The organism is Oceanobacillus rekensis (assembly GCF_002153375.1).
Taxonomy (GTDB): domain Bacteria; phylum Bacillota; class Bacilli; order Bacillales; family Amphibacillaceae; genus Oceanobacillus; species Oceanobacillus rekensis.
The window spans coordinates 244356-264803 of the sequence record NZ_MTBQ01000003.1 but is presented as its reverse complement, the minus strand read 5'-3'; the positions used below and the strand labels follow the sequence as shown (position 1 = coordinate 264803).

Genomic DNA, 20448 nt, shown 5'->3' with positions numbered 1-20448 from the left:
TTTATCTAAACTTTGCAATTATGAAAACTTCCGTAATTTATCTTCCGTATTAATATGTACTAAATGAATCGATTTTTACATAGCTTGTAAGAGAAATAATTATTTCAATAAAAAATAGGGGAGGTAGAGAAATTGAGTGGTATTTTAGTTGCGCTGATTGGGATGGTAATTTTTGCTTTAGGTTATCGCTATTATTCCAAATTTATAGCAGAAAAAATATTTAGACTTGACCCAAATTATGTGACACCTGCACATCAGTTTAAAGATGGTGTTGACTTTGTGCCGACGAACAAGTTTGTGCTTTGGGGCCATCATTTTACTTCTGTTGCAGGAGCGGCACCGATTCTTGGACCTGCAATCGCAGTCTATTGGGGATGGCTTCCAGCTTTTCTATGGGTTATTCTCGGTACCGTCTTTGCTGCGGGTGTCCATGATTTTGGAACACTTGCATTGTCAGTTAGGAATAAAGGGCAATCCGTTGGTACGATAGCAGATAAACTAATTGGGCAACGCGGAAAAATATTATTTTTATTTATTATCTTGATTCTTGTTCTCATGGTCAATGCAGTGTTTGCCTGGGTTATTTCAAATTTGTTTATTCAATACCCAGCAAGTGTTGTTCCGGTTTTTATTCAAATTCCTCTGGCAATTTGGATTGGATATGCAGCATATAAACGCAATTTAAAAATGCTCATACCATCGCTGATTGCATTGGCTATCATGTATCTGACTGCCATTGTAGCCAGCAGAACAGAGTTTCTACAAATTGACTTAGTGCAATATATGGGTGGGGAAGCTGGCGCTGGATTATTTGGATTGGGGGCAGTATCCACCGCGTTTTTGATTTGGATTGTAATTTTAATGATCTATGTATATATTGCATCCACACTTCCGGTATGGAAACTGCTTCAACCAAGGGATTTTATTAACTCTCATCAACTTGTTGTAGGACTTGGTATTTTGTATTTAGGTCTAATTTTCTTAAATCCGGAAATGACGGCACCAATGATGAATGAAAATCCAGACCGAAATTGGCTGCCACTTTTATTTATAACCATTGCCTGTGGTGCAATTTCTGGTTTCCATGGACTTGTTTCATCTGGGACATCATCCAAACAATTAGATAAAGAAACTGATGCCAGATTTGTTGGTTATTTCGGTGCTGTTGGTGAAGGGATTTTAGCGTTAATATCTATCATTGCTGTTGCAACCTTTTTTGCGAATACAGATGCATTTGCAGCAACATATACTAGTTTTACACAAGCAAATGCTGTTGGTTTAGGTACTTTTGTAGAAGGTGCAGCAAAGCTTGCTGAGGGAATGGCTATTCCAAATGATATAGCTACAACCATCGTATCAATTATTGTTGTTAGTTTTGCAGCTACGACATTGGATACTTCGGTTCGATTAATGAGATATATTATAGCTGAATTGGGTGTAGAGTATAATGTTCCGGCTATTACTAAAACACATGTAGCAACGACAATTGCAGTTGTTTCCAGTGCTGCATTGGTATTAATACCTGAAGGACCAAATGGCTTTGGGTCAGGGGGTTACCTAATTTGGCCACTCTTTGGAACGGCCAACCAGTTGCTTGCAGGAATCAGTTTAATGCTAATTGCAATCTGGCTTAAGCGCTTAGGAAGAAACTATGCAGTGGCATTGATTCCAATGATTTTCCTTATGTTTATGACATTATATGCCATGTTCCAGCAAGTCATATTCGAATGGTCGTGGTTTGGGGATAACTCGAACACCCTATTATTCGTACTCGGTGCGATTATCTTTGTATTTGCGATATGGATTAGTTTAACAGCATTCAATGCGCTAACAAAAAAGTATGATGATCCGCTTGATAAAGAAAAATAAATAGTATATGAGAGGGGTCATGTAATTGATGACTCCTTCTTTATATCATCTAGGAAAAAAGGAGTGAGAGATTATGTTGGATAAATTAAAGCAACTAATAACATTTTATGAAGAAGTACTAAGTATGCCGCACCGGCAGGAAGTTGCTAGGGAATTAAGAAATGAAGATGATTTCTTTCTTTTACTTCTCTATTCCGAAATGATTGGTATTCCAAATCCAGTTTATTATTATACACTCGAATTATATCCATATATAATTGAAAAATTTCATGATTGGCATTTGCGAATGGGAATGGATAAGTCTCCAATGACAGGGATTCGTTGTTGTTAAAGAAAGGAAGTAAAACGATGCTGGATATTAATAAAAAAATTCTCTTTATAGGTGGTAAGGGAGGAGTGGGTAAGTCTACTTCTGCTGCAACAATTGCCTGGAAAGCGGCTAAGGAAGGTTATAAGACATTATTAATCTCAACAGATCCGGCACATAATATTGGAGATATATTTGAACAGAAAATTGGTGGGAAAACAGAACAAGTAGCTGAGAATCTCTTTGCATTGGAAATAGATCCTGATATCGAAACAGAAAAGTATATTAGAGGTGTAAAAGAAAATATTAAGGGAATTGTACAATCAAGTATGATGGAGGAAGTAAATCGCCAATTAGACACTGCTAAAGCTTCCCCAGGTGCAGATGAAGCTGCAATGTTTGATAAATTAATAGCTATTATTTTGGAAGAAAGAGATAACTTTGATAGAATAGTATTTGATACGGCACCAACAGGTCATACGATTCGACTACTGACCCTTCCCGAATTGATGGGTATTTGGATCGAAGGGTTGCTACAGAAACGACAGAAGACGAATGAAAATTACACACAGTTATTGAATGATGGCGAGCCAATAGAGGACCCAATTTATAATGTTCTGAAAGAAAGGAAGGAAAGGTTTTCCGAGGCTAGAAAGGTGCTTCTCGATCATCAACAAACTGGTTTTATTTTCGTTTTAAATCCTGAACGTCTCTCCATTTTAGAAACAAAAAAAGCAATCAAGCTGCTTGATAACTATCATTTGCATGTGAAAACTTTAATTGTAAATAAAATTTTACCTAAGGAAGCTGATGGAGCATTTTTTGAAAAAAGAAAAGAACATGAAAAAACTTATGTATCCATGATTGAAGATACATTCCAAAGTCAAAAGCTTGTTTATGTTCCGTTATTTTCAGAAGACGTAACGAGTAAACAACAATTGGAAAACATGAGCTTATACTATTAGAAAACTTTGGTGTCACGAAGTTTATATTCTTCTTAACTGTGATGAAAGGATGAAATCAATGAAAGCATTTGTATTAGAACATGGCGAATTAACAATTAAAGAAATGGACGAGCCTGTTGTGGGTTCACATGAAGTAATCGTAGCATTACGTACAGCAGGTCTGAATCGAAGGGATTTGTATATTCCAGATCGCATGGGAAGTGACAAAGAGGCATTAATTCTCGGTTCAGATGGTGCAGGTGTCATTGAATCTGTAGGGGAAGGGGTAAGCCGATTTCAAGTTGGTGATGAAGTAATTATTAACCCTGCACTTCGCTGGTATGATAATAGTGACGCACCACCAACAGGTTTTGATATATTAGGGATGCCAGATCATGGAACGTTTGCTGAAAAAATAGCTTTATCAGAAGAACAAGTAGAAAGGAAACCAGAAAAACTCTCATGGGAAGAAGCAAGTGTATTTGCTCTAGCAGCATTAACCGGTTATCGAGCGCTCTTTACGAAAGGGCAAATTAAAAGGGGAGAGACCATATTTATACCAGGGGCTGGAAGTGGTGTAGCAACATATTTAATTTCGTTTGCGAAGAATATTGGTGCTCGAGTAATTGTAAGCTCCCGCAGTGAGGATAAACGAAATAAGGCAAAAGAACTCGGTGCTGATTTAGCCATTGATACTAATAGTGATTGGAATGAAGAACTGAAAAATGAAAAAGTAGATATTGTTATTGATAGTGTTGGGAAAGCTACGTTTAATCGATCATTAGATGTGTTGAAAAAGGGTGGACGAATCGTGATATTTGGTGCTACTACAGATGATCATGTTGACCTTGATTTACGCAAATTTTTCTATGGTCAGTATCAACTGATTGGTTCAACAATGGGTTCAAGACAGGAGTTACAAGCAGCATTGGATCATATTGAGAATTACAATATGAACCCGGTTGTTGACAAAACCTTTAAATTGGATGAAGCACAGGCTGCATTTGATTATCTTAAAGAGGGAAGGCAATTTGGAAAAGTTGCACTTCGAATCTAAGAGTAGAGCCAGCACAAGGTGTTGGCTCTTTATTGATCGATATGATAATTTTTCAAAGCATCCGAATTAAATCCACGATTTGTAACATAACCATCATGCTTCACACACCAATTTTTTGACTTTTCGCTTGTGCTTCTATTCCCCGAAACGCATCTGCATATAGTATATTTCCCAGAGCGGTCGCCAAAGTTACTTATTTTAGTTCGGAGTTTACTTTGCGATAAAATCCTATTAAATTAACTTAAATAAGGAGAAATGGTATCAATTGCGTTTTGAAGTTTTTTACCATTACGTTGGTACATTTCCTTTGACTCCGGATTTTCTGTCGAAAGAGCAAATAATTCCAAATCGGCCTGACATTTTTTCATTGTCGCAAGAAGAAGTGGCTTCTCTGTTGGAGCTGGAACTGCAATCATGTCATCATATAAGTCGACGGTCAGCTGACCGTCACTGTCTGCTTGGGCTAAGAAAACATTTTCAATGCTTACATTCATTTTATCAAGCTCGGTTTCTAGCCAGTTCGTATTTAGCGACAGATTTGCTAGTGGCTCCAGTAACACATTACCATCCATAACAACTGTTTGTGGTTCTTTTGTGGGAGCTAGTTTAATACCTAAATCTTTTGCCGTGAGGGGACGATTTTCTCTTTTAGGAAGGACGCTCAAACTTCCGGTTGGTTCTAAAACAGCAAATTCAACGTCTGATGCTAGAAATATATTGTTATTACGAAGTTTTTCCAACAAGTCATCCGTCGAATAACCTTCCTTTTTTAAATTATCTTCCATAATTTTTCCGTCCTGGATAAATACGACGCCTTTACCCTCTGTAAAGTCTCGAAAGGCTTTACTTTTTAAAGCCATTTTCTCTACCCCAAATGGAACCATGAACCAAACAACCATGGCAATGACGGCATAGCTAAAATTTGTATCTGGATCGACGGTATGAATGGCGGCAATACTTCCAAGGACAATTCCAGAAATATACTCAAAAATATTTAACTGTGATAGATGCTTTGTTCCAAGCCATTTGGTTAAAAAAAACAATAACGTGATTAATGTTAAAGATCTTAGCAAGATAATGATCCATTCCGGCACAGCGCTTCTTCCTCTCTCTATTTATATTGCGGTTCTTGCTTCGAAAGCATCACCACTTGCTTCTGGAGGTCATTCTTAATTTGTTTCATTAGTTGTTCAGTATGTTCAAAAGCTTGTTTGGATTCTACGTTCTGTGTTTTGTTCGATAATATACCTAGACTTGCTTCAATGCTTTTAATGGATGAATAGCATCCTTTAACCTGTGAACCGACAGTCATACGATCAACTCCATTTATCCTTTTGGTTTGAAAATCAAGGCACCGATGACACCAAATATGATGGCGGAAGATATACCGGAACTCGTTACTTCGAACATCCCGGTGACCACGCCAATGATTCCGTGCTTTTCAGCTTCCTGCATTGCTCCATGAACAAGAGAATTCCCGAAGCTTGTAATCGGAACGGTGGCACCAGCACCTGCAAAGTCGATTAATGGTTCATACAAACCAAATCCATCAAGTATTGCGCCACTTACAACTAAAATTGTCAAGGTATGTGCAGGGGAAAGTTTAAAAACATCAAACATAATTTGTCCCATTACACAAATAAGTCCCCCTACGACAAATGCCCAGAAAAATATCATAACTGATCACTTCCTGATTCAATTGATACAGCATGTGCAATACATGGTATCGGATCACCTTGTTGTACACTCAATGTAGAATGCAAGGATCCGGTTGCAACTACTAGTATTCGATTGATTTCTCCTTTGATTATCTGTTTGAGAAAATGTCCATACGTTACGACAGCAGAACAAGCTGCGCCACTCGCACCTGCAAGAACAGGCTGACCTTCCCGATAAATTGTAAGCCCACAATCCACATATTTACTATCCTCGATTGGAATGTCTCGCTTATGCATATAATCCAAGGATACCTCTCTTCCAACATGACCAAGATCTCCAGTAATAATTAAATCATAGTAGGAGGGATCGACATTTCTTTCCTTTAAATGGGTTTCAATGGTGTCAGCAGCTGCAGGAGCCATTGCGCCGCCCATATTGAACGGGTCCGTCATCCCCATATCGACAACTTTCCCGATTGTTGCCGATGTTATTTTTGGACCAACACCTGTTTTTGCTACTAAAGCACATCCTGCTCCAGTGACAGTCCATTGGGCGGTAGGAGGTTTTTGACCACCATACTCCGTAGGGTACCGAAACTGCTTTTCTGTAGCAGCGTTGTGACTGGAGGAACCGCTAAGTATATAATTGGCACCACCACCATTGATAATTGCGGCGGATAATGCCAAGCTTTCCATTGATGTTGCACAGGCACTGAACAAACCAAAATAGGGAAGACCCATTGTATTAGCTGCAAAAGTTGTCGGAGTTATTTGATTAATTAAGTCACCACTGATAAAAAATTGAACTTGTTCTTTTTCGATGGAACTCTTTTTAATAGCAATTTGACAGGCTTCTTCCATCATTTTCTGCTGAGATTTTTCAAAGGAAGCCTGCTCAAGCCACATATCATCATGAAGTGTATCGAATGCTTCTGGTATATTTCCATTCGCTTCAAACGGACCACCTACAGTACCAGTTGTTAAAATGACAGGTTTATTATTAAATATCCATGTTTGATGTCCGGCTAGCATTTAAAAACCACCCCACTGAACGAGAATTGTTTTGATTAGAGCGATAACAAAAGCTGAAAAGACACCATACACAATAACTGGACCCGCTAATTTAAGCATATTACTGCCAACACCAAGTATAAATCCTTCTGTACGGTACTCGATTGCAGATGCTATCACAGCATTCCCAAATCCTGTAACAGGTACTGCCGAACCAGCTCCAGCAAACTGGCCGATTCGGTCATAAACACCAAATCCTGTTAAAAGCATGGTAATGAAAATAAGTGTTGCTGTAGTTGGATTTCCAGCAGTTTGTTCGGTGAAGTTAAAATTATATATATAAAAAGTAGTAATGATTTGTCCAATAAAGCAAATGATCCCGCCAACTAAGAAAGCTTTTATACAGTTTTTCAGCAAGGGCCTTTTTACTTCCCTTTTTGTTTGAAAGTCTTGATACTTCTGTGCTTCCGGTGGTAAGTTTTTCTTCTTTTCATCAGCCATAACTATTCACTCTTTCTTTTAGGTCTGTTCCTTTGCTAAATTTACTATCTGCTTAAATTTTTTCTCCATTTCTTTTTTTGAGATATCGTTATGATTGATTTTCTGCTCGAGCTTTTCAAGTTCAAGAACAATCTTTTTATCAGTTGAAAATTCAATTTTCATATCCTTGAAATGTTCTTTCATTTCTTTTTTGTGTTTCTTTTCCAGTTGTGACATGGTGAACCTCTCATGATGCTCGACTTCAATTGCAATAAAAAGGCTATCCTTTGTATTTACAGCTTTTATAGCCGTTATTTCCTCATAGTTGTCTAGAATATCTTTTGCTTCATTAGATGGTTGCTGACTAATTAGTTTATCATTGGAAATCTTCGTAACATCTGGGGAACCGCTATTTTCTTGTCCTTGTTCCATAGGTTCATTTCCACAAGCGGTCAATAATAAAGCTAAAATTAGGTAAGTAAATAATATTGTGGATTTTCGCATTTCTCACACCCATCTCTTTCATCCAAAGGTATGTAGGAGGCCTCTTAAAGCCTCCTGTTCAGTCAGTCGCTATTATTGTTATCTATCCAGCTTCGGCTCCTAGAAGCTCCCGTCATAAGCAATGAACACTCCGAGCAGGAAAAGCGTTTGCTCTACGGTTCTTTGCTTATGCACTCGCTTCTGGGCAGTCGCCTTCGCTTTTATTTATTGTTTGTATTGTGGTTCTTCTTGTTCTATTTGGGTAACTCTTGGTTGTACATTGTTTAGTATGGTCATTGTTTGTTGTGCGGCATCTTGGTATAGTTGTTTTGCTTGCTTATTATCCGTTTCGAGGGCAAACTGTTCGAAACTTGCTTGAACACTTTTTAATCCGGCGATTGTTTGTTTAACTTGTGTTGCTACTGTCATTTCATCCCTCCTCAGGTTACTTGTATTTATATTTTGAGGTAATACCAATTAAATATACTTGTTGGATTTTACCATTTACTGTAAATCGAATTGTTATGTGACGATTTCGTACAATTAATTATTCAGACAAAAATAAATACCGGCACATATTAAATGTACCGGTATTTAAATTATCCCGAATTATCTCTTATTCAATTTTTTACTTTTTACAAATGGTGTAACATCCATCCGTGTTGGTTTGCTGTATTTACGAATCATTTGGTCTGACCATGTATCTACTTTAGTATTAGAGGAGCGATGCTCATAATAGCTTTTCATTTCATTGTCGTATGCTTCAATTAATGGATATTGTTCATCATAGGATTTGTATTTATTTTCATGGTAAATTGCTTCAAGTGGAAGTCTTGGTTTTATATCTGGTTTATGATCTGGGTAGCCAGTAATGAGCCCAAATAATGGAATAACATGTTCAGGAAGCCCGAGTAGTTCATTTACCCGGTTAATATCATTTCGAAGGCTTCCGATATAGCAGATGCCCAGACCCATTGATTCAGCCGCAACAGAAGCATTCTGTGCGGCAAGGGCTGCATCGATGGTTGCAACTATGAATTGCTCTGTACTCTCCATATTTTCTTTTATGCTTGCTTTTTCCTCTGAACTTGCAAGCTGATTTATGCGATGTAAATCTCCACAGAAAACAAACATATGTGCATTATTTTTAACATGTTTTTGCCCAGATACTTTGTAAAGCTCGTTTTTTAATTTTTGATCAGTTATACCAATGATTGAGTATGCCATCACATTGCTGGAAGATGATGCTTGCTGTGCAGATTTTACAATAGTATAAATTTGTTCTTGGGTAAGTTTTTCATCTGTAAATTTTCGAATAGAACGATGACTAAGTAGACCTTCAATTACTTGATTCATTATAGAAATTTCCTCCTTCATAGGTAATCGATTATAGTATAGTTAAGTCTATATAACTTAACTATACAGTAAGCCAAAGAATATTTTTAGTTTTTAGTTCTCTCTTTTAAAATAAAAAAGAGACCCTGTGGATCTCTCTTACACAATAACAATTGATTCATTTTTACTTGCATCATAATTATCTTTTAGTAGAATATTTATCGGTTTTTGCTTAAGAAAATTAATTAAATTTTTTTGATTTTTCTTATCCATTTCACCATCATTAATCAATGTGAATGTTTCATCGGCTTCGGTAGTTAGAAAAAAGGATAATAACTTGGGAAGATTTTCTGCATCTGCTATCATATGCTTACGGTATAAGTAAATATTAGAATTACTATGGGAAGCAATTTGATGGAGATCCAGAATTTCCTCTGTATGTAGCTTATCTTGTAGTTGAATTTTATAGGATTCAATTATGTCCATGCAATCACCTCATATTTTTTTGTTGTTGCTTATAAATAAATACCCTTAGAAACAAAGGAATAAACATGTTGCAAAGTAATATTATATTACTCAATTATTTCCTTTTTTGGTACACTCTAATTAGCTCATGAAAAACTGGGGGTAGGTATGTTGAAAACTTTTAAACTGAAGAAGTTGGAAATAGCAGATAATAACGCAGATATAGAGCAAAAAAAGATTACGTTACTGGATGGCTTAATTATAAATAGGGAAGATGACAATAGCCAGTGGATTATTGAAGCATATATCGGTAAATCACACTTCACTTATTTCAGTAATCTCCACGAAAAAAAAGATGAAATCATGGTGCACGCTACGATAACGAAAGAAAGTAATGAACCGGCAACATTTATAGCCAAGGTTCTTGGTGTCAATGAAATTGGAGATGATATGAACGTATTATTTATTGGTAACATTATTGACAGAAGAAAAAATATTGTAGAAACACTATTAACTGATCTAATTAATCAAGGCTTCCAGGGAAGGGAACTACTTGAAAAGTTTAAAGAATTGGCTTGATCATGAATGAAATGAATTATTTCAGCTGCTAGGAGCAATGTTATGAAATTGTATTACACTAGATACAAATGGATAAATAAATTAACACCAGTTCAAATGTTATTTTCTTTCTATCTTATAGCCGTTCTTTTATCGACTATCATCCTTGCTTTACCAATAGCACATCAGAGTGGGGTAGAAATTCCTTTCATTGATATTTTATTCACGGCTGTAAGTGCAATCAGTGTAACGGGTTTGAGCACGATTTCTATTGCAGAATCATTAAGTACGATAGGAATTATATTCCTTGCATTAATTATGCAGCTCGGTGCAATTGGTATTATGGCTATGGGAACTTTAATCTGGCTCTTATTAGGGAAAAAAATAGGTCTGAAAGAAAGAAGTCTCATTATGACTGATCAAAATCAAACGACTTTTGAGGGTATGGTTAGATTAGTTAAAGGGATTGTATATGTGCTTTTGGTTATTGAATTTATTGGATTTCTCATCCTTGGAACCTATTTTTTAAATTATTTTCCGACTGCAGGAGAAGCCTATTTGCATGGTTTTTTTGGGACTATTAGTGCGATAACGAATGGGGGATTTGATATTACCGGTGGGTCACTCATCCCTTTTCGAAATGATTATTTCGTGCAATTTATTAATATTCTGTTAATTATTTTCGGTGCAATCGGTTTTCCAGTATTGATAGAAGTTAAAGAATATCTGTTCATGAAGGATAAATCACGTAATATATATCGATTCACATTATTCACCAAAGTAACAACAACGACATTTTTAATTTTAATTGTCGTTGGAACGATAGGTATTTACCTTATGGATATGAACGGTTTTTTTGCTGATAAGTCATGGCACGAATCTTTTTTCTATGCATTATTTCAGTCCGTAACGACTAGGAGCGGCGGTTTATCCACCATGGATGTTAGTTTGCTTTCGGAACCGAATCAGCTGTTTATGTCATTTCTTATGTTTATCGGTGCCTCTCCAAGCAGTGCTGGTGGGGGAATCCGCACGACCACATTTGCGCTTGCTACGATTTTTATCTTTACTTATATACGTGGGGGCAAAAGCATCCGAGTTTTTAAACGGGAAATTTATGATGAGGATTTAGCTAAAGCTGTTGCAGTAACTCTCGTCGGGTTCATATTGGTTTCGGGTTCTGTGCTATTTATGACGGTTATTGAGCCATTTTCTTTGGGGCAAATTTTATTTGAAGTGACGTCTGCTTTTGGTACTGTAGGATTGTCCCTAGGTATTACAGGTGATTTAACGATATGGAGCAAAATACTACTTATGTTTTTGATGTTTATTGGGAGAATTGGAATTATAACGTTTCTATTCATCTTTAAAAGAAAAAAGAAAAAAATGAATTATCATTATCCAAAAGAGAAAATTATTATTGGATAAGTGAAAAGGATTAAAAACGGCTTGTGCTATATGATTAGCACAAGCCAGTTTTATTAGCAGTAAAATGCAGCTCCTACAATAATCAATAGGATAAAAAGCACCACAATTAGTGCAAAGTTATTCCCGTATCCACTACCGCATTTATAGCCGCCGTAATTTTCGCAGTTGTTGTATCCGCCATATCCAAAGCCCATGCTTTTTCACCTCCCGATGGTACATTATTACTGTATGCATCTGGTGAGCATGTGTATAGACGTTTGCACTAGAAAAATAGGATTTTAACTAGAAAATCCACCCTGATAGTGGTGGATTTCAGTTTGACTTTATGGTATTTCAGATGAACTTACTTCTTTTTCTTATATATTGCTCGCCTATGGCTAGTCTTCAGCTTAGCATTTTCGAAGCTTTTATCAAATTTTGCTTTATTTAAGGGAGAGATATTGGTATTATAAAGAGAGTGGGATATTCTAGGAAACATTAGAGATTTTCCTTGCCAGGGGAAAATGAAAGGGGTGCCACTTACATGGAGTTAATGCTTGGTGTAGTTTGTTTTGCAATTCTTGTAGCTAACATAGGATACTGTATTCTTGATAAAGAGTAAGTAAAAGGGGGAGGCTATATTGCCATCCCCTTCCATTTATTTTATGAGTTCCCATTCACTAAATGGGTACATGATTAATTCAGATCTGCCAATGATTTCTTCTTTTAGAATAAATCCGAGACCGTTTCGACTATCCTTGCTTATAGCGCGATTGTCCCCCATTACAAAATAGCTATCTTCCGGAATATTAATCGGACCGAAATTGCCTGTTTTGTATTGTGCTTCTTCAGATAGGAATGATTGGGTATGTTCCTCACCGTTTATGATTAAATGATTACCCTTTAATTCAATTGTCTCACCTGGTAAACCAATAACTCTCTTAACATAGTTTTTTGTTGGTCTTTGAATGATGATAACTTCTCCACGATCCGGTTCATCCAGAATATAAAGGAGTTTATTTACGATTACTCTTTCTCCATCCTCCAAGGTAGGGTCCATACTTTCACCTTCAACGATGGAAGTGGCAAAGATAAACGTTCTAAGGAAAAGAGCGATTAAAATTGCTATAATAATTGCTTTTGCCCATTCATACCATTCGTTTTTCTTTTTTGCTTCCGGCACAGAAGTCATCCTTCCTTTACAAGTTTCACTTTAATTTTAGCATAGAGTTATTCCGTAATCGAATATTTTTAAAAAAAATGTGACAATTTGTAAGCTTAAAGTTAAAAATATTCGGCTCTTTAAGCATCTTTCGTATTAGAACTTGCATAAAACGAACGTTTGTTCTAGAATGGAATATAACTTGCGTATTCTACGATAAACCTGATTGCAGGAATGGTATTTATAAAGTACTTTCAACAAGAGATAAGTTCCCCACGTTTAAGAAATATACAGATTATTACGGCATAACCTTCTACAATAATATTACGATGCATCTATTGGGATTAAGGAAAACCCGCAGATTTTAAATCAGAACAAATACTCACAAACATACAACACCAATAATTGACACTAATATAGTGACATATAAGAAAACTGTAGGGCAAGGTGTTGTCCAAACAGTATAAATCAAGCCTGTCAAAGGCACTATAGGCTATGTTAATGCAGACATAGCCTTCTGAACAGGAAGTCCATCTTCAAACATTATTGGAAGATGATCAGGTGGGGCATTCACACTTAGAATATGGAGAGGCAATGGATTATGTATACTTTAGAAAATATTCTTAATCGTATTGAATTCTTAAGAAATAAAATGACAGAGGTAGCCATGAATAAAGGATTTACCAATAGCGAATCTGTACATATTAGTCAGGAACTTGATAGGCTATTAAATCTTTATGATGAAGTCAAAAGTAAAAAAAGATGACCGAAAGCGAGTTATCTAGCATGAAATTATTCATTTTTCCTGAAATTTTGCGATTTTGTGACAAAAATTTAATAAAATGTTCAAACAATTTCGATTTGTGACGCGAAAAATAGGGTATAATGTAGTTAGAACATAAGAAGGAGTGTCACATATGCGACCAAAATCATTAAATTTCGAACAATTAGTTAAGGAGAATAGACAAGAGCTTCTAAATGATAAAGAAAGTATATCAAGAATAGAAATGCGTTTAGAAAAGAAACAGGAAGTACTTGTCTCGAAGCAACGTAAAGAATTTGAATATAAAAGTTAACGAATAAAGCAGGAATGACTATAAGTCATCCTGCTTTTCTGATTTTAAAAGGTAATTTTCTTCTCCCATATAGGTGGATTATCAGGACCCCACCCAGTATGCACCCCATTCCGAGCATCTGCACATTTGTTAATGGTTCCATAAAGATAAATATACCAATAAGTGTTGCTACTACAGGTTCGATTGTCGATAGAATGGAAGCCTTTGATGCTTCAGTATGCTGTAATCCATAAGTATAAACGATATAGGCTATTGCTGTTGGCAATAGTCCAAGTCCAATAGCGTAAAATAAAACAGTTGGATTAAATAATAGTAGGAATTTTTCCGTATATGGGAAAAATGGTAAAAGAGCAATTGCAGCAACAGTAAATGTAAAGGTGGTTATGCTCAAGCTATTATATCTTTTTAACGCAAATTTACTAATAATGCTGTACAGTGCATATCCAAGTCCAGAACCAAGTCCTAGAAGGATGCTTGCAACTTCCAAGTTATGAATACTATGAGGAGTAATACCGACTACTAGACAGGTTCCTAGTATTGTAACAAAAAGTGCAATAATTTTAAGACGTGTCAAGGCTTCTTTGAAGAGGAAAAAAGAAATAACGGTTACAAAAGCAGGTGCAGTATACAATAAAGCAGTTGCTACCGGTATGGTAGATCGTTCAATCGCTGTAAATAAACAATAATTAAAAAAGATAATACTAAAAATACCAGTCCCTATAAAATATTTACTGTCTGAAAGTGATTTTAACTTCAGACTTTTTGGTGAAACTATCATCATATACGTAATTAATAAAATCGAAGAAGACCATGCACGTAATGTAACAACTTCCATTGGCGTAAATCCGTATTCATACAAATGTTTTACAAACCAACCAATTGTCCCCCAGAGCGCCGCACCAATTATAATTAAAAGAAAATGTATATTCAAACAGATATCCCCCTAGAAGATTAGTAGTTAGATATGATTATAACAATTTGACAGGGTTAAAGGTATAATTCAATAAAAAAAGGAGAAAATGTTTATATTGCAATTGGGTTATTCCATGTTCTTAGTAACCCTGAGGAAGAGGGGGAGTTCATCTTGATGAGAAATTTTATATTAATGGACCTCATTCAAATTGGTAACGTAGGTTTAGAAGAGGACTATGTATACTTAATCTGTGGTTTGGCAGGAGTAATTATCATTTCCTATAGTGTGAAGCCCATCCTAGAATGGGCTATTAGATTAAAATTACGTAAATTATTGGGTTATTTAATCAGCAGCATTTTTACCATATTGGTGGCTGTTAATCTTTCTTTTCTAATCGAAAATGTGAACGGAATGGAAGTTATGAAATTAGCCTTACAAAGTGTGTCACTCTATGGAATATTATTAATGCTATTGATCATGCTCAAACACTTTATCAGTCGAACAAGTTAAAGCGCATAACAGCCTAAGTGTTATGCGCTTTAACTATTTATCCATTAAGTTATTAATAGTCTCCAACCATTGATAGACGGGCTGGAAATATTCTTTGGGTGTTTTCAGACTTGGTGGCGCAGCATCCATTACTAACATCTTTTCTGTCTCAGATAACTTTTCATATTTATCCTTTAATACATGTGCCTGCTCGGCATATCGATGAAGTTCATAAATGAAGTCCTGTAGATTCATAATACCGCCTCCTATATTTGTACACTACCCTCAACAGCAAGGTAATGAAACATTCATAAAGAGGGGAGATGATTAACGATGCGATCTACTCGGAGGCCATTCCATTTTTCCTAGAGAGGAAGGAGTATAGTAGGAAGAAGTGTATCCAGTTTGTCTGGATTGCGGTTTCTTTTCCGGTTTCCAGTCAATGTATTGATAAACAATTCTTTTGGCCTGTGACAAAGACATCTTTGTTTGCGGATTTCGATAATTTTGATCAAGGGAACCAAGATGTTTTAATGCCTTGAAGTCTTCTTTGGATGGAGGTATATGAAAATAATAATCATCAACCATAACTAGTAAAGTAGAATGCTGATTGCTAAATTTCGGATGATCAGAGAAATGCAGTCCTATTTTTTTAGCTTTATTCTCCTTTAATAATTTACTAATTGCATCCTTTTTAATTTGGTATAAATGTTGTGGTTCTGGGGCTGTCTTCGCATGTCGATTGATTGTAAATATTGCTTGCGCCAAATTCCTCAGTGAAGTCTCTGGATTCATATCATCATCTCCTTTCTAAAAATAATTATAATTCTATCGTATCGTAAAGCTTGTCCACTGGCAAATAGAAATTAAAAAGAAGAGTGAAATTATTTAATTTCAACTCTTCTTTCATCCCAAATTATTGAACTGCCTTTAAATCTTGGACAATCGTATCCATTGCTTTCGATTCCACACCACTGTAATTTTTAATGACTTCTCCTTCTGGGCTTACAAGAAAGAAGGAAGTACCATGTGTCACCTGATCTGTTCCTTCAGGGGCTGCGGCAACCATATTTTTGAATGATTTAATGGAAAGTTCTTTAATTGTATCAAAATCATAGCCTGTCAGGAAATTCCAATTGCTGAAATCAGCATCGTATCTTTCTCCATATGCTTTAAGAACTTCTGGGCTATCATAATCCGGATCGACAGTAAAGGATACGAGTTGTGCATCAATACCTTCTTCACTGAGCTTTGTTTGAAGATTTGCCATGTTAGATGTCATTGGAAGACAGACAGTTGTACAATTCGTGAAAATAAAATCTGCAACCCACCATTCACCATTTAAATCATTTAGACTTAATGTACCGTTATCCTGTGTTGTAAATTCAAATTCATCAACATCTTGGGACATCGTTGTTTCAATTGGATAATCACCACAGGCTGTTAAGAAAATACTAAGACCAATTATTATAAATAAGTATTTCATGTTAACTTCCTTTCCGAAATGGTCTATCATAGTTGTTTAATGGATTCAGAAATATTATACCATTAATAATAGATATGTTATTTACTGACCCATGAAGACTTTATGACATTTTACTTTTAAGTTTATAAACATGCAATTCTGGTCTGCAAAGAAAACGATAGGGAAGTCTCGTCGTGCCGATACCACTATTTACATATAATGATAGATTTTCGTTCACGATATACTTTCCCTGTACATATTTTTCAGCTAGTGCTGGTGTATAGAGATCCCCGATGATAGGAAAGCGAACCTGTCCACCATGACTGTGTCCTGAGAGTTGTATATCAATTGGATAGTTTATAGTGTTTTCTACAAAATCAGGTTCATGTGCTAAAAGTAATGTAAATAGATTGGGGTCCGTGTATTGTAGTGCTGTTTCTAAATTAGGTTTTCCAAGTAGGGCATCATCGATTCCGGCAAGAACCATGCTTGCTCCATCCTTTTCGATGGAGACATGGCTGTTTTGCAATAGTTGGAACTCCGATTTTTCCATGACTTCCTTGACAATTTCCGTTCCGTATCCACCATGGTCGTGGTTACCGTAAATCCAATATTTACCGTAATTTGCTTTCATTGATTGTAGGATAGAGCTTAATCTTGAATCCCAATGATAATGATCTGGTTCGTCAACAAGGTCTCCTGTAAAAACAATGATATCTGGATTTTGGGAATTGATTTTATTTGCCAGTTCTTGTAATTGTTCCAAAGTATAATGAAAACCAATATGTGTATCTGAAAATTGTATTATTTTAAAGTCATTAAATGCGGAATTTAGTTTAGAGGAAGAAATAACTTCTTCGGTAATTTTTAATAATGAAGGCTCAATATTTCTAAAGTAATAATAAGTTCCACCACTGATACCAATAAAAGCCAATAGACTACCTAAAGTTCTTTTTAAAAAGATTCGTCGATTCATGTTACCCATACCTTTCCGAAATCATAAAACAGATGGTTAGAGTATAGCATGAATTCCAGCTGATTTTATACTTCGGTATTAAATGAAGAATGATTATTATTTATTTTAAATAGTCAGTAAATTTATTGACATCCAATCTACTTACACTTATTATTAGATTAGGGTGGTTAAAAACGTACAATAGCTAAAATAACAGCAAATAGCTTCACCATTCCGGGATTGCTCTGGGCGGTGACTCTTACAGGAACAAGTGGACGAAGACCCCGTATGGTTTTCCGAGGGGATGCATGAGTCCATGCCCATGGAAAGCATCAGCATACGCCCAGAGCAATTGTGGACAGCCGCACTAGACGCGGTGTAAAATAAACATAAAGTTACCTCGCAGTTTATATCAACTGCGAGCAACATTATGGAAAGAGTCTTATATTTATTTAGGAAATTGGGTCTTTTAATCAGTTAAGACGTTATTGATAGGCATATAATACAAAGAACCATTCTAATTATTGAAGGCATTAATTGCATGGATTACTGTCAGGATGGAATTCTGTTTGATTTCCTTCAATCTGTATCGTGGAATGCGAAATATAGAATTGTGATTTTAACAGCTCGTTTGCCTTTATTAGTATATCATCACGATTAATGGATTCGTGAACTACAAGATGGCAGCTCATGGAAGAGAATTCAGATGTGATTGACCAAACATGAACATCATGTATATCCTCAACTCCTTCGATAGCAGTAAGGGCTTTTTCATCGAATCAATATTAATGTTTTGTGGTTCTCCCTCCATTAAGATGTGTAGAGAATCCTTTGTAATTCGGTACCCGGAAATGACGATTAAGATTGCGACAATTATACTTGCAATCGGATCGGCAATATTCCATCCAAACAGAATAATTAATAGGCCTGCAATGAGTGCGCCAACAGAGCCAAGCAAGTCACCAAAAACGTGAAGTAATGCACTCTTTATATTCAGATTACCTTTTGAATCACCACGTATAAGCAACCAGGCTACAAAGATATTGACGCATAGCCCTAAGAAGGCAATAATCATCATGTTTCCACTCACATTTGGTGGATCTGCGAATCGATTTAATGCTTCATAGAAAATATAAAGTGAAATGACAATCAGTGTGATACCATCTGATACCATTAATAAAAGCAGCAATTATTTCAAACCTTTTAAAGCCAAAGGTTTTTTCACCAGTTGCTTTTTTTTCACCAATTTTGAAAGCAAGTAAACTTAAACCCAATGCTGCGGCATCACTTAGCATATGACCAGCATCAGATAAAAGGGCAAGACTGTTTGTAAAAATACCGCCGATAGCTTCAACAATCATAAAATAAAGATCAAAATAAAGCTCCAGAACAGTACCCGAGTATTAGTTGAGTGGTGATGATGCCCGTGACTATGACCGTGTTCATGTTGGTGATGATGTCCCAGAATTAACCTCCTAACGGGTATGTTTTGTATGTTCAATAGTTTCTTCTAATAAGTTAATCACGTTTCTCTTCGTTTCTTCACTAGATGTAATTGTTTTAAATATTTTAATTGATGTGAAATGGTGGATTGGTTCATATGAAGTTGTTTTGCGATTTCATTTACAGAACATTCTTTTTGGGAAAGTAAATGAAGAATCCTGATTCTAGTTGGATCCGATAAAGCTTTAAAAATTTGTGAAGTGTGTTCAATTAATTGATCGTCCATTGAATGATCCTGCAAATTATTCCACCTCTCTAATATATGATCATATGTTCATATTGTAAAATATGTGTATCGACTTTTCAAGTAGTTCTGGCGTATATGATGTTTCATTTTTTTTGATATGGTAATATAAGTATAGGTTATATCTTTTTTCTCTGTAATAAATGATTTTGAAGTTTTAAAAAGGGGTGTGTAGGAATGAGTCTCTTGCAAGATAGGCAATTAACCGAGATATCCATAGATGAATTGATGATTCCCTCTGAAAAAGTAGCCCATGTCCAAATAAATAACCCTTTGGAGCATGCATTACTTGTACTTGTGAAATCAGGATATGCAGCAGTTCCAGTCTTGGATGCTTCATATAAATATGTTGGAATCATCGGTAAAACTGTCATTTTAGATCAAATGTTAGGATTGGAAAACTTTGAAATCGAAAAACTTTCAGAGATGAAGGTGAAAGAAGTAATTGATCGCAATATTCCAACTTTGACAAGGGATTGTACGTTACTTGAGGGGCTAAATGCTGTTATTGATCATACGTTTGTCTGTCTCGTTGACAAAGATGGTTTCTTTGATGGGATTTTAACGAGAAGGGCAATCCTTAAGGAGATTAAAAAGAATATATATATTAATTCGTATAAAAAGTAGCAAGCTTAAACAGTTGAACATCTGCCTAAAAAGCCAATCATCGTCATCAGACTTTGATACCTTTTCACGAATCATGCGTATAAGATTTACATTTCAGTAAAAACTATGATTGTAAATGTTCATGTTCAGAGGAGGAATTACGTATGGCGCGAATTGGTGTTGAAGGAACATTAACAGATGTTAAAACAGCATTAATGGAAATGGGTCACGAGATTATTGACCTGCGTACGGAAGAGGATGCAGCACATTGTGATGCTTGTATTATTTCCGGTCAGGATAAAGATGTGATGGGTATGCAAACGACAAGCATTGCAGGTCCAGTAATTAATGCACAGGGGCAAAGCGCAGAAGATGTTTGCCAAATGATAAATGCGAAGTTAAGCTAATAGTTAAGAAAGCCAAGGCAGAGTAATCCTGATTCGTAGGTGACTCTGCTTTTT

Annotated in this window: 26 protein-coding genes and 3 pseudogenes; 11 read left to right on the top strand and 18 right to left on the bottom strand. The window is 35.9% G+C overall.

Translation table 11 applies throughout. The features are described 5' to 3' along the window. The first annotated feature begins 132 nt into the window (after positions 1-132). The 4 genes from BV906_RS08735 to BV906_RS08720 all read left to right on the top strand — a co-directional run bounded on the left by BV906_RS08735 (position 133) and on the right by BV906_RS08720 (position 4177). Positions 133-1869, top strand: a complete 1737-nt coding sequence (locus BV906_RS08735; protein ID WP_087973120.1) for a carbon starvation CstA family protein — start codon at positions 133-135, stop codon at positions 1867-1869. Positions 1870-1942: 73 nt separating this feature from the next. Beyond that, positions 1943-2200 (top strand): cory-CC-star protein, encoded by a 258-nt coding sequence (locus tag BV906_RS19820; RefSeq protein ID WP_087973118.1) that lies wholly within the window; start codon positions 1943-1945, stop codon positions 2198-2200. 17 nt (positions 2201-2217) lie between these two features. Further along, the gene (locus tag BV906_RS08725; protein WP_087973117.1) at positions 2218-3141 is read left to right on the top strand and encodes an ArsA family ATPase; all 924 of its coding nucleotides are present in this window, start codon (positions 2218-2220) and stop codon (positions 3139-3141) included. Positions 3142-3199: 58 nt separating this feature from the next. Continuing rightward, positions 3200-4177, top strand: a complete 978-nt coding sequence (locus BV906_RS08720) for a zinc-binding dehydrogenase (protein ID WP_087973115.1) — start codon at positions 3200-3202, stop codon at positions 4175-4177. 236 nt (positions 4178-4413) lie between these two features. Here the strand turns inward: BV906_RS08720 and BV906_RS08715 are convergent, their stop codons facing one another. The 9 genes from BV906_RS08715 to BV906_RS08675 all read right to left on the bottom strand — a co-directional run bounded on the left by BV906_RS08715 (position 4414) and on the right by BV906_RS08675 (position 9630). Further along, the gene (locus BV906_RS08715) at positions 4414-5271 is read right to left on the bottom strand and encodes a DUF421 domain-containing protein (protein WP_087973114.1); all 858 of its coding nucleotides are present in this window, start codon (positions 5269-5271) and stop codon (positions 4414-4416) included. A 17-nt stretch (positions 5272-5288) separates the two neighbouring features. Beyond that, positions 5289-5489 carry a DUF1657 domain-containing protein gene (locus BV906_RS08710; RefSeq protein WP_087973113.1) on the bottom strand — a complete coding sequence of 67 codons (201 nt, stop codon included), beginning with the start codon at positions 5487-5489 and terminating at the stop codon, positions 5289-5291. A 14-nt stretch (positions 5490-5503) separates the two neighbouring features. After that, a complete protein-coding gene (gene spoVAE, locus BV906_RS08705) occupies positions 5504-5854 on the bottom strand; it encodes a stage V sporulation protein AE (protein WP_087973112.1) in 351 nt (116 codons plus the stop codon). Next, positions 5851-6867 carry a stage V sporulation protein AD gene (gene spoVAD, locus BV906_RS08700; protein ID WP_087973110.1) on the bottom strand — a complete coding sequence of 339 codons (1017 nt, stop codon included), beginning with the start codon at positions 6865-6867 and terminating at the stop codon, positions 5851-5853. The genes spoVAE and spoVAD overlap by 4 nt, the downstream gene beginning before the upstream one ends. Further along, positions 6868-7347: a stage V sporulation protein AC gene (gene spoVAC, locus BV906_RS08695; RefSeq protein ID WP_087973108.1), complete on the bottom strand. Its 480-nt coding sequence runs from the start codon at positions 7345-7347 to the stop codon at positions 6868-6870. It abuts the gene before it with no gap. An 18-nt stretch (positions 7348-7365) separates the two neighbouring features. Next, positions 7366-7830: a hypothetical protein gene (locus tag BV906_RS08690; protein ID WP_087973107.1), complete on the bottom strand. Its 465-nt coding sequence runs from the start codon at positions 7828-7830 to the stop codon at positions 7366-7368. Positions 7831-8034: 204 nt separating this feature from the next. Continuing rightward, positions 8035-8238 (bottom strand): DUF1657 domain-containing protein, encoded by a 204-nt coding sequence (locus BV906_RS08685; protein WP_087973105.1) that lies wholly within the window; start codon positions 8236-8238, stop codon positions 8035-8037. Positions 8239-8418: 180 nt separating this feature from the next. Next, positions 8419-9165 carry an oxygen-insensitive NADPH nitroreductase gene (gene nfsA, locus BV906_RS08680; protein ID WP_087973104.1) on the bottom strand — a complete coding sequence of 249 codons (747 nt, stop codon included), beginning with the start codon at positions 9163-9165 and terminating at the stop codon, positions 8419-8421. Between the two features lie 138 nt (positions 9166-9303). Next, the gene (locus BV906_RS08675) at positions 9304-9630 is read right to left on the bottom strand and encodes a hypothetical protein (protein ID WP_087973102.1); all 327 of its coding nucleotides are present in this window, start codon (positions 9628-9630) and stop codon (positions 9304-9306) included. A 150-nt stretch (positions 9631-9780) separates the two neighbouring features. Here BV906_RS08675 and BV906_RS08670 point away from each other — a divergent pair, with 150 nt between their 5' ends. Both BV906_RS08670 and BV906_RS08665 read left to right on the top strand, forming a co-directional pair. Next, positions 9781-10188, top strand: coding sequence for a YwpF family protein (locus tag BV906_RS08670; RefSeq protein ID WP_087973547.1), 408 nt, complete (start codon positions 9781-9783; stop codon positions 10186-10188). Between the two features lie 42 nt (positions 10189-10230). Continuing rightward, positions 10231-11595 (top strand): TrkH family potassium uptake protein, encoded by a 1365-nt coding sequence (locus BV906_RS08665; protein ID WP_087973101.1) that lies wholly within the window; start codon positions 10231-10233, stop codon positions 11593-11595. 53 nt (positions 11596-11648) lie between these two features. Here the strand turns inward: BV906_RS08665 and BV906_RS19815 are convergent. After that, positions 11649-11726 (bottom strand): annotated as a pseudogene (locus BV906_RS19815) (YjcZ family sporulation protein); the annotation flags it as partial. A 506-nt stretch (positions 11727-12232) separates the two neighbouring features. Next, positions 12233-12766, bottom strand: a complete 534-nt coding sequence (gene lepB, locus BV906_RS08655; protein WP_087973099.1) for a signal peptidase I — start codon at positions 12764-12766, stop codon at positions 12233-12235. A 553-nt stretch (positions 12767-13319) separates the two neighbouring features. Between lepB and BV906_RS08650 the strand changes: the two genes are divergently transcribed. Continuing rightward, complete coding sequence (locus BV906_RS08650; protein ID WP_245844014.1) at positions 13320-13502, top strand: aspartyl-phosphate phosphatase Spo0E family protein; 183 nt, start codon at positions 13320-13322, stop codon at positions 13500-13502. A 151-nt stretch (positions 13503-13653) separates the two neighbouring features. Beyond that, complete coding sequence (locus BV906_RS08645) at positions 13654-13812, top strand: FbpB family small basic protein (protein ID WP_087973096.1); 159 nt, start codon at positions 13654-13656, stop codon at positions 13810-13812. 25 nt (positions 13813-13837) lie between these two features. Here the strand turns inward: BV906_RS08645 and BV906_RS08640 are convergent, their stop codons facing one another. After that, on the bottom strand, positions 13838-14743 hold the full coding sequence (locus BV906_RS08640; protein ID WP_087973094.1) for a DMT family transporter: 906 nt from the start codon (positions 14741-14743) through the stop codon (positions 13838-13840). Between the two features lie 156 nt (positions 14744-14899). Here BV906_RS08640 and BV906_RS08635 point away from each other — a divergent pair, with 156 nt between their 5' ends. Further along, positions 14900-15235, top strand: coding sequence for a hypothetical protein (locus BV906_RS08635; RefSeq protein ID WP_087973093.1), 336 nt, complete (start codon positions 14900-14902; stop codon positions 15233-15235). Positions 15236-15268: 33 nt separating this feature from the next. Here the strand turns inward: BV906_RS08635 and BV906_RS08630 are convergent, their stop codons facing one another. The 6 genes and pseudogenes from BV906_RS08630 to BV906_RS08605 all read right to left on the bottom strand — a co-directional run bounded on the left by BV906_RS08630 (position 15269) and on the right by BV906_RS08605 (position 19363). Then, positions 15269-15469, bottom strand: a complete 201-nt coding sequence (locus BV906_RS08630) for a hypothetical protein (RefSeq protein WP_087973092.1) — start codon at positions 15467-15469, stop codon at positions 15269-15271. Positions 15470-15541: 72 nt separating this feature from the next. Next, a complete protein-coding gene (locus BV906_RS08625; RefSeq protein ID WP_087973090.1) occupies positions 15542-16009 on the bottom strand; it encodes a YkyB family protein in 468 nt (155 codons plus the stop codon). A gap of 121 nt (positions 16010-16130) precedes the next feature. After that, a complete protein-coding gene (locus tag BV906_RS08620) occupies positions 16131-16700 on the bottom strand; it encodes an SCO family protein (RefSeq protein WP_087973089.1) in 570 nt (189 codons plus the stop codon). Between the two features lie 100 nt (positions 16701-16800). After that, positions 16801-17655, bottom strand: coding sequence for a metallophosphoesterase (locus BV906_RS08615; protein ID WP_087973087.1), 855 nt, complete (start codon positions 17653-17655; stop codon positions 16801-16803). 512 nt (positions 17656-18167) lie between these two features. Continuing rightward, positions 18168-19099 (bottom strand): annotated as a pseudogene (locus tag BV906_RS19810) (cation diffusion facilitator family transporter). Between the two features lie 10 nt (positions 19100-19109). After that, a pseudogene (locus tag BV906_RS08605) lies at positions 19110-19363 on the bottom strand (ArsR/SmtB family transcription factor). A gap of 195 nt (positions 19364-19558) precedes the next feature. Between BV906_RS08605 and cbpB the strand changes: the two are divergent. Continuing rightward, entirely contained in the window at positions 19559-20008 is a 450-nt protein-coding gene (gene cbpB, locus BV906_RS08600) for a cyclic-di-AMP-binding protein CbpB (protein ID WP_087973085.1), read from the top strand. Positions 20009-20151: 143 nt separating this feature from the next. Beyond that, complete coding sequence (locus tag BV906_RS08595) at positions 20152-20394, top strand: YkuS family protein (RefSeq protein ID WP_087973083.1); 243 nt, start codon at positions 20152-20154, stop codon at positions 20392-20394. Positions 20395-20448 lie beyond the last annotated feature (54 nt).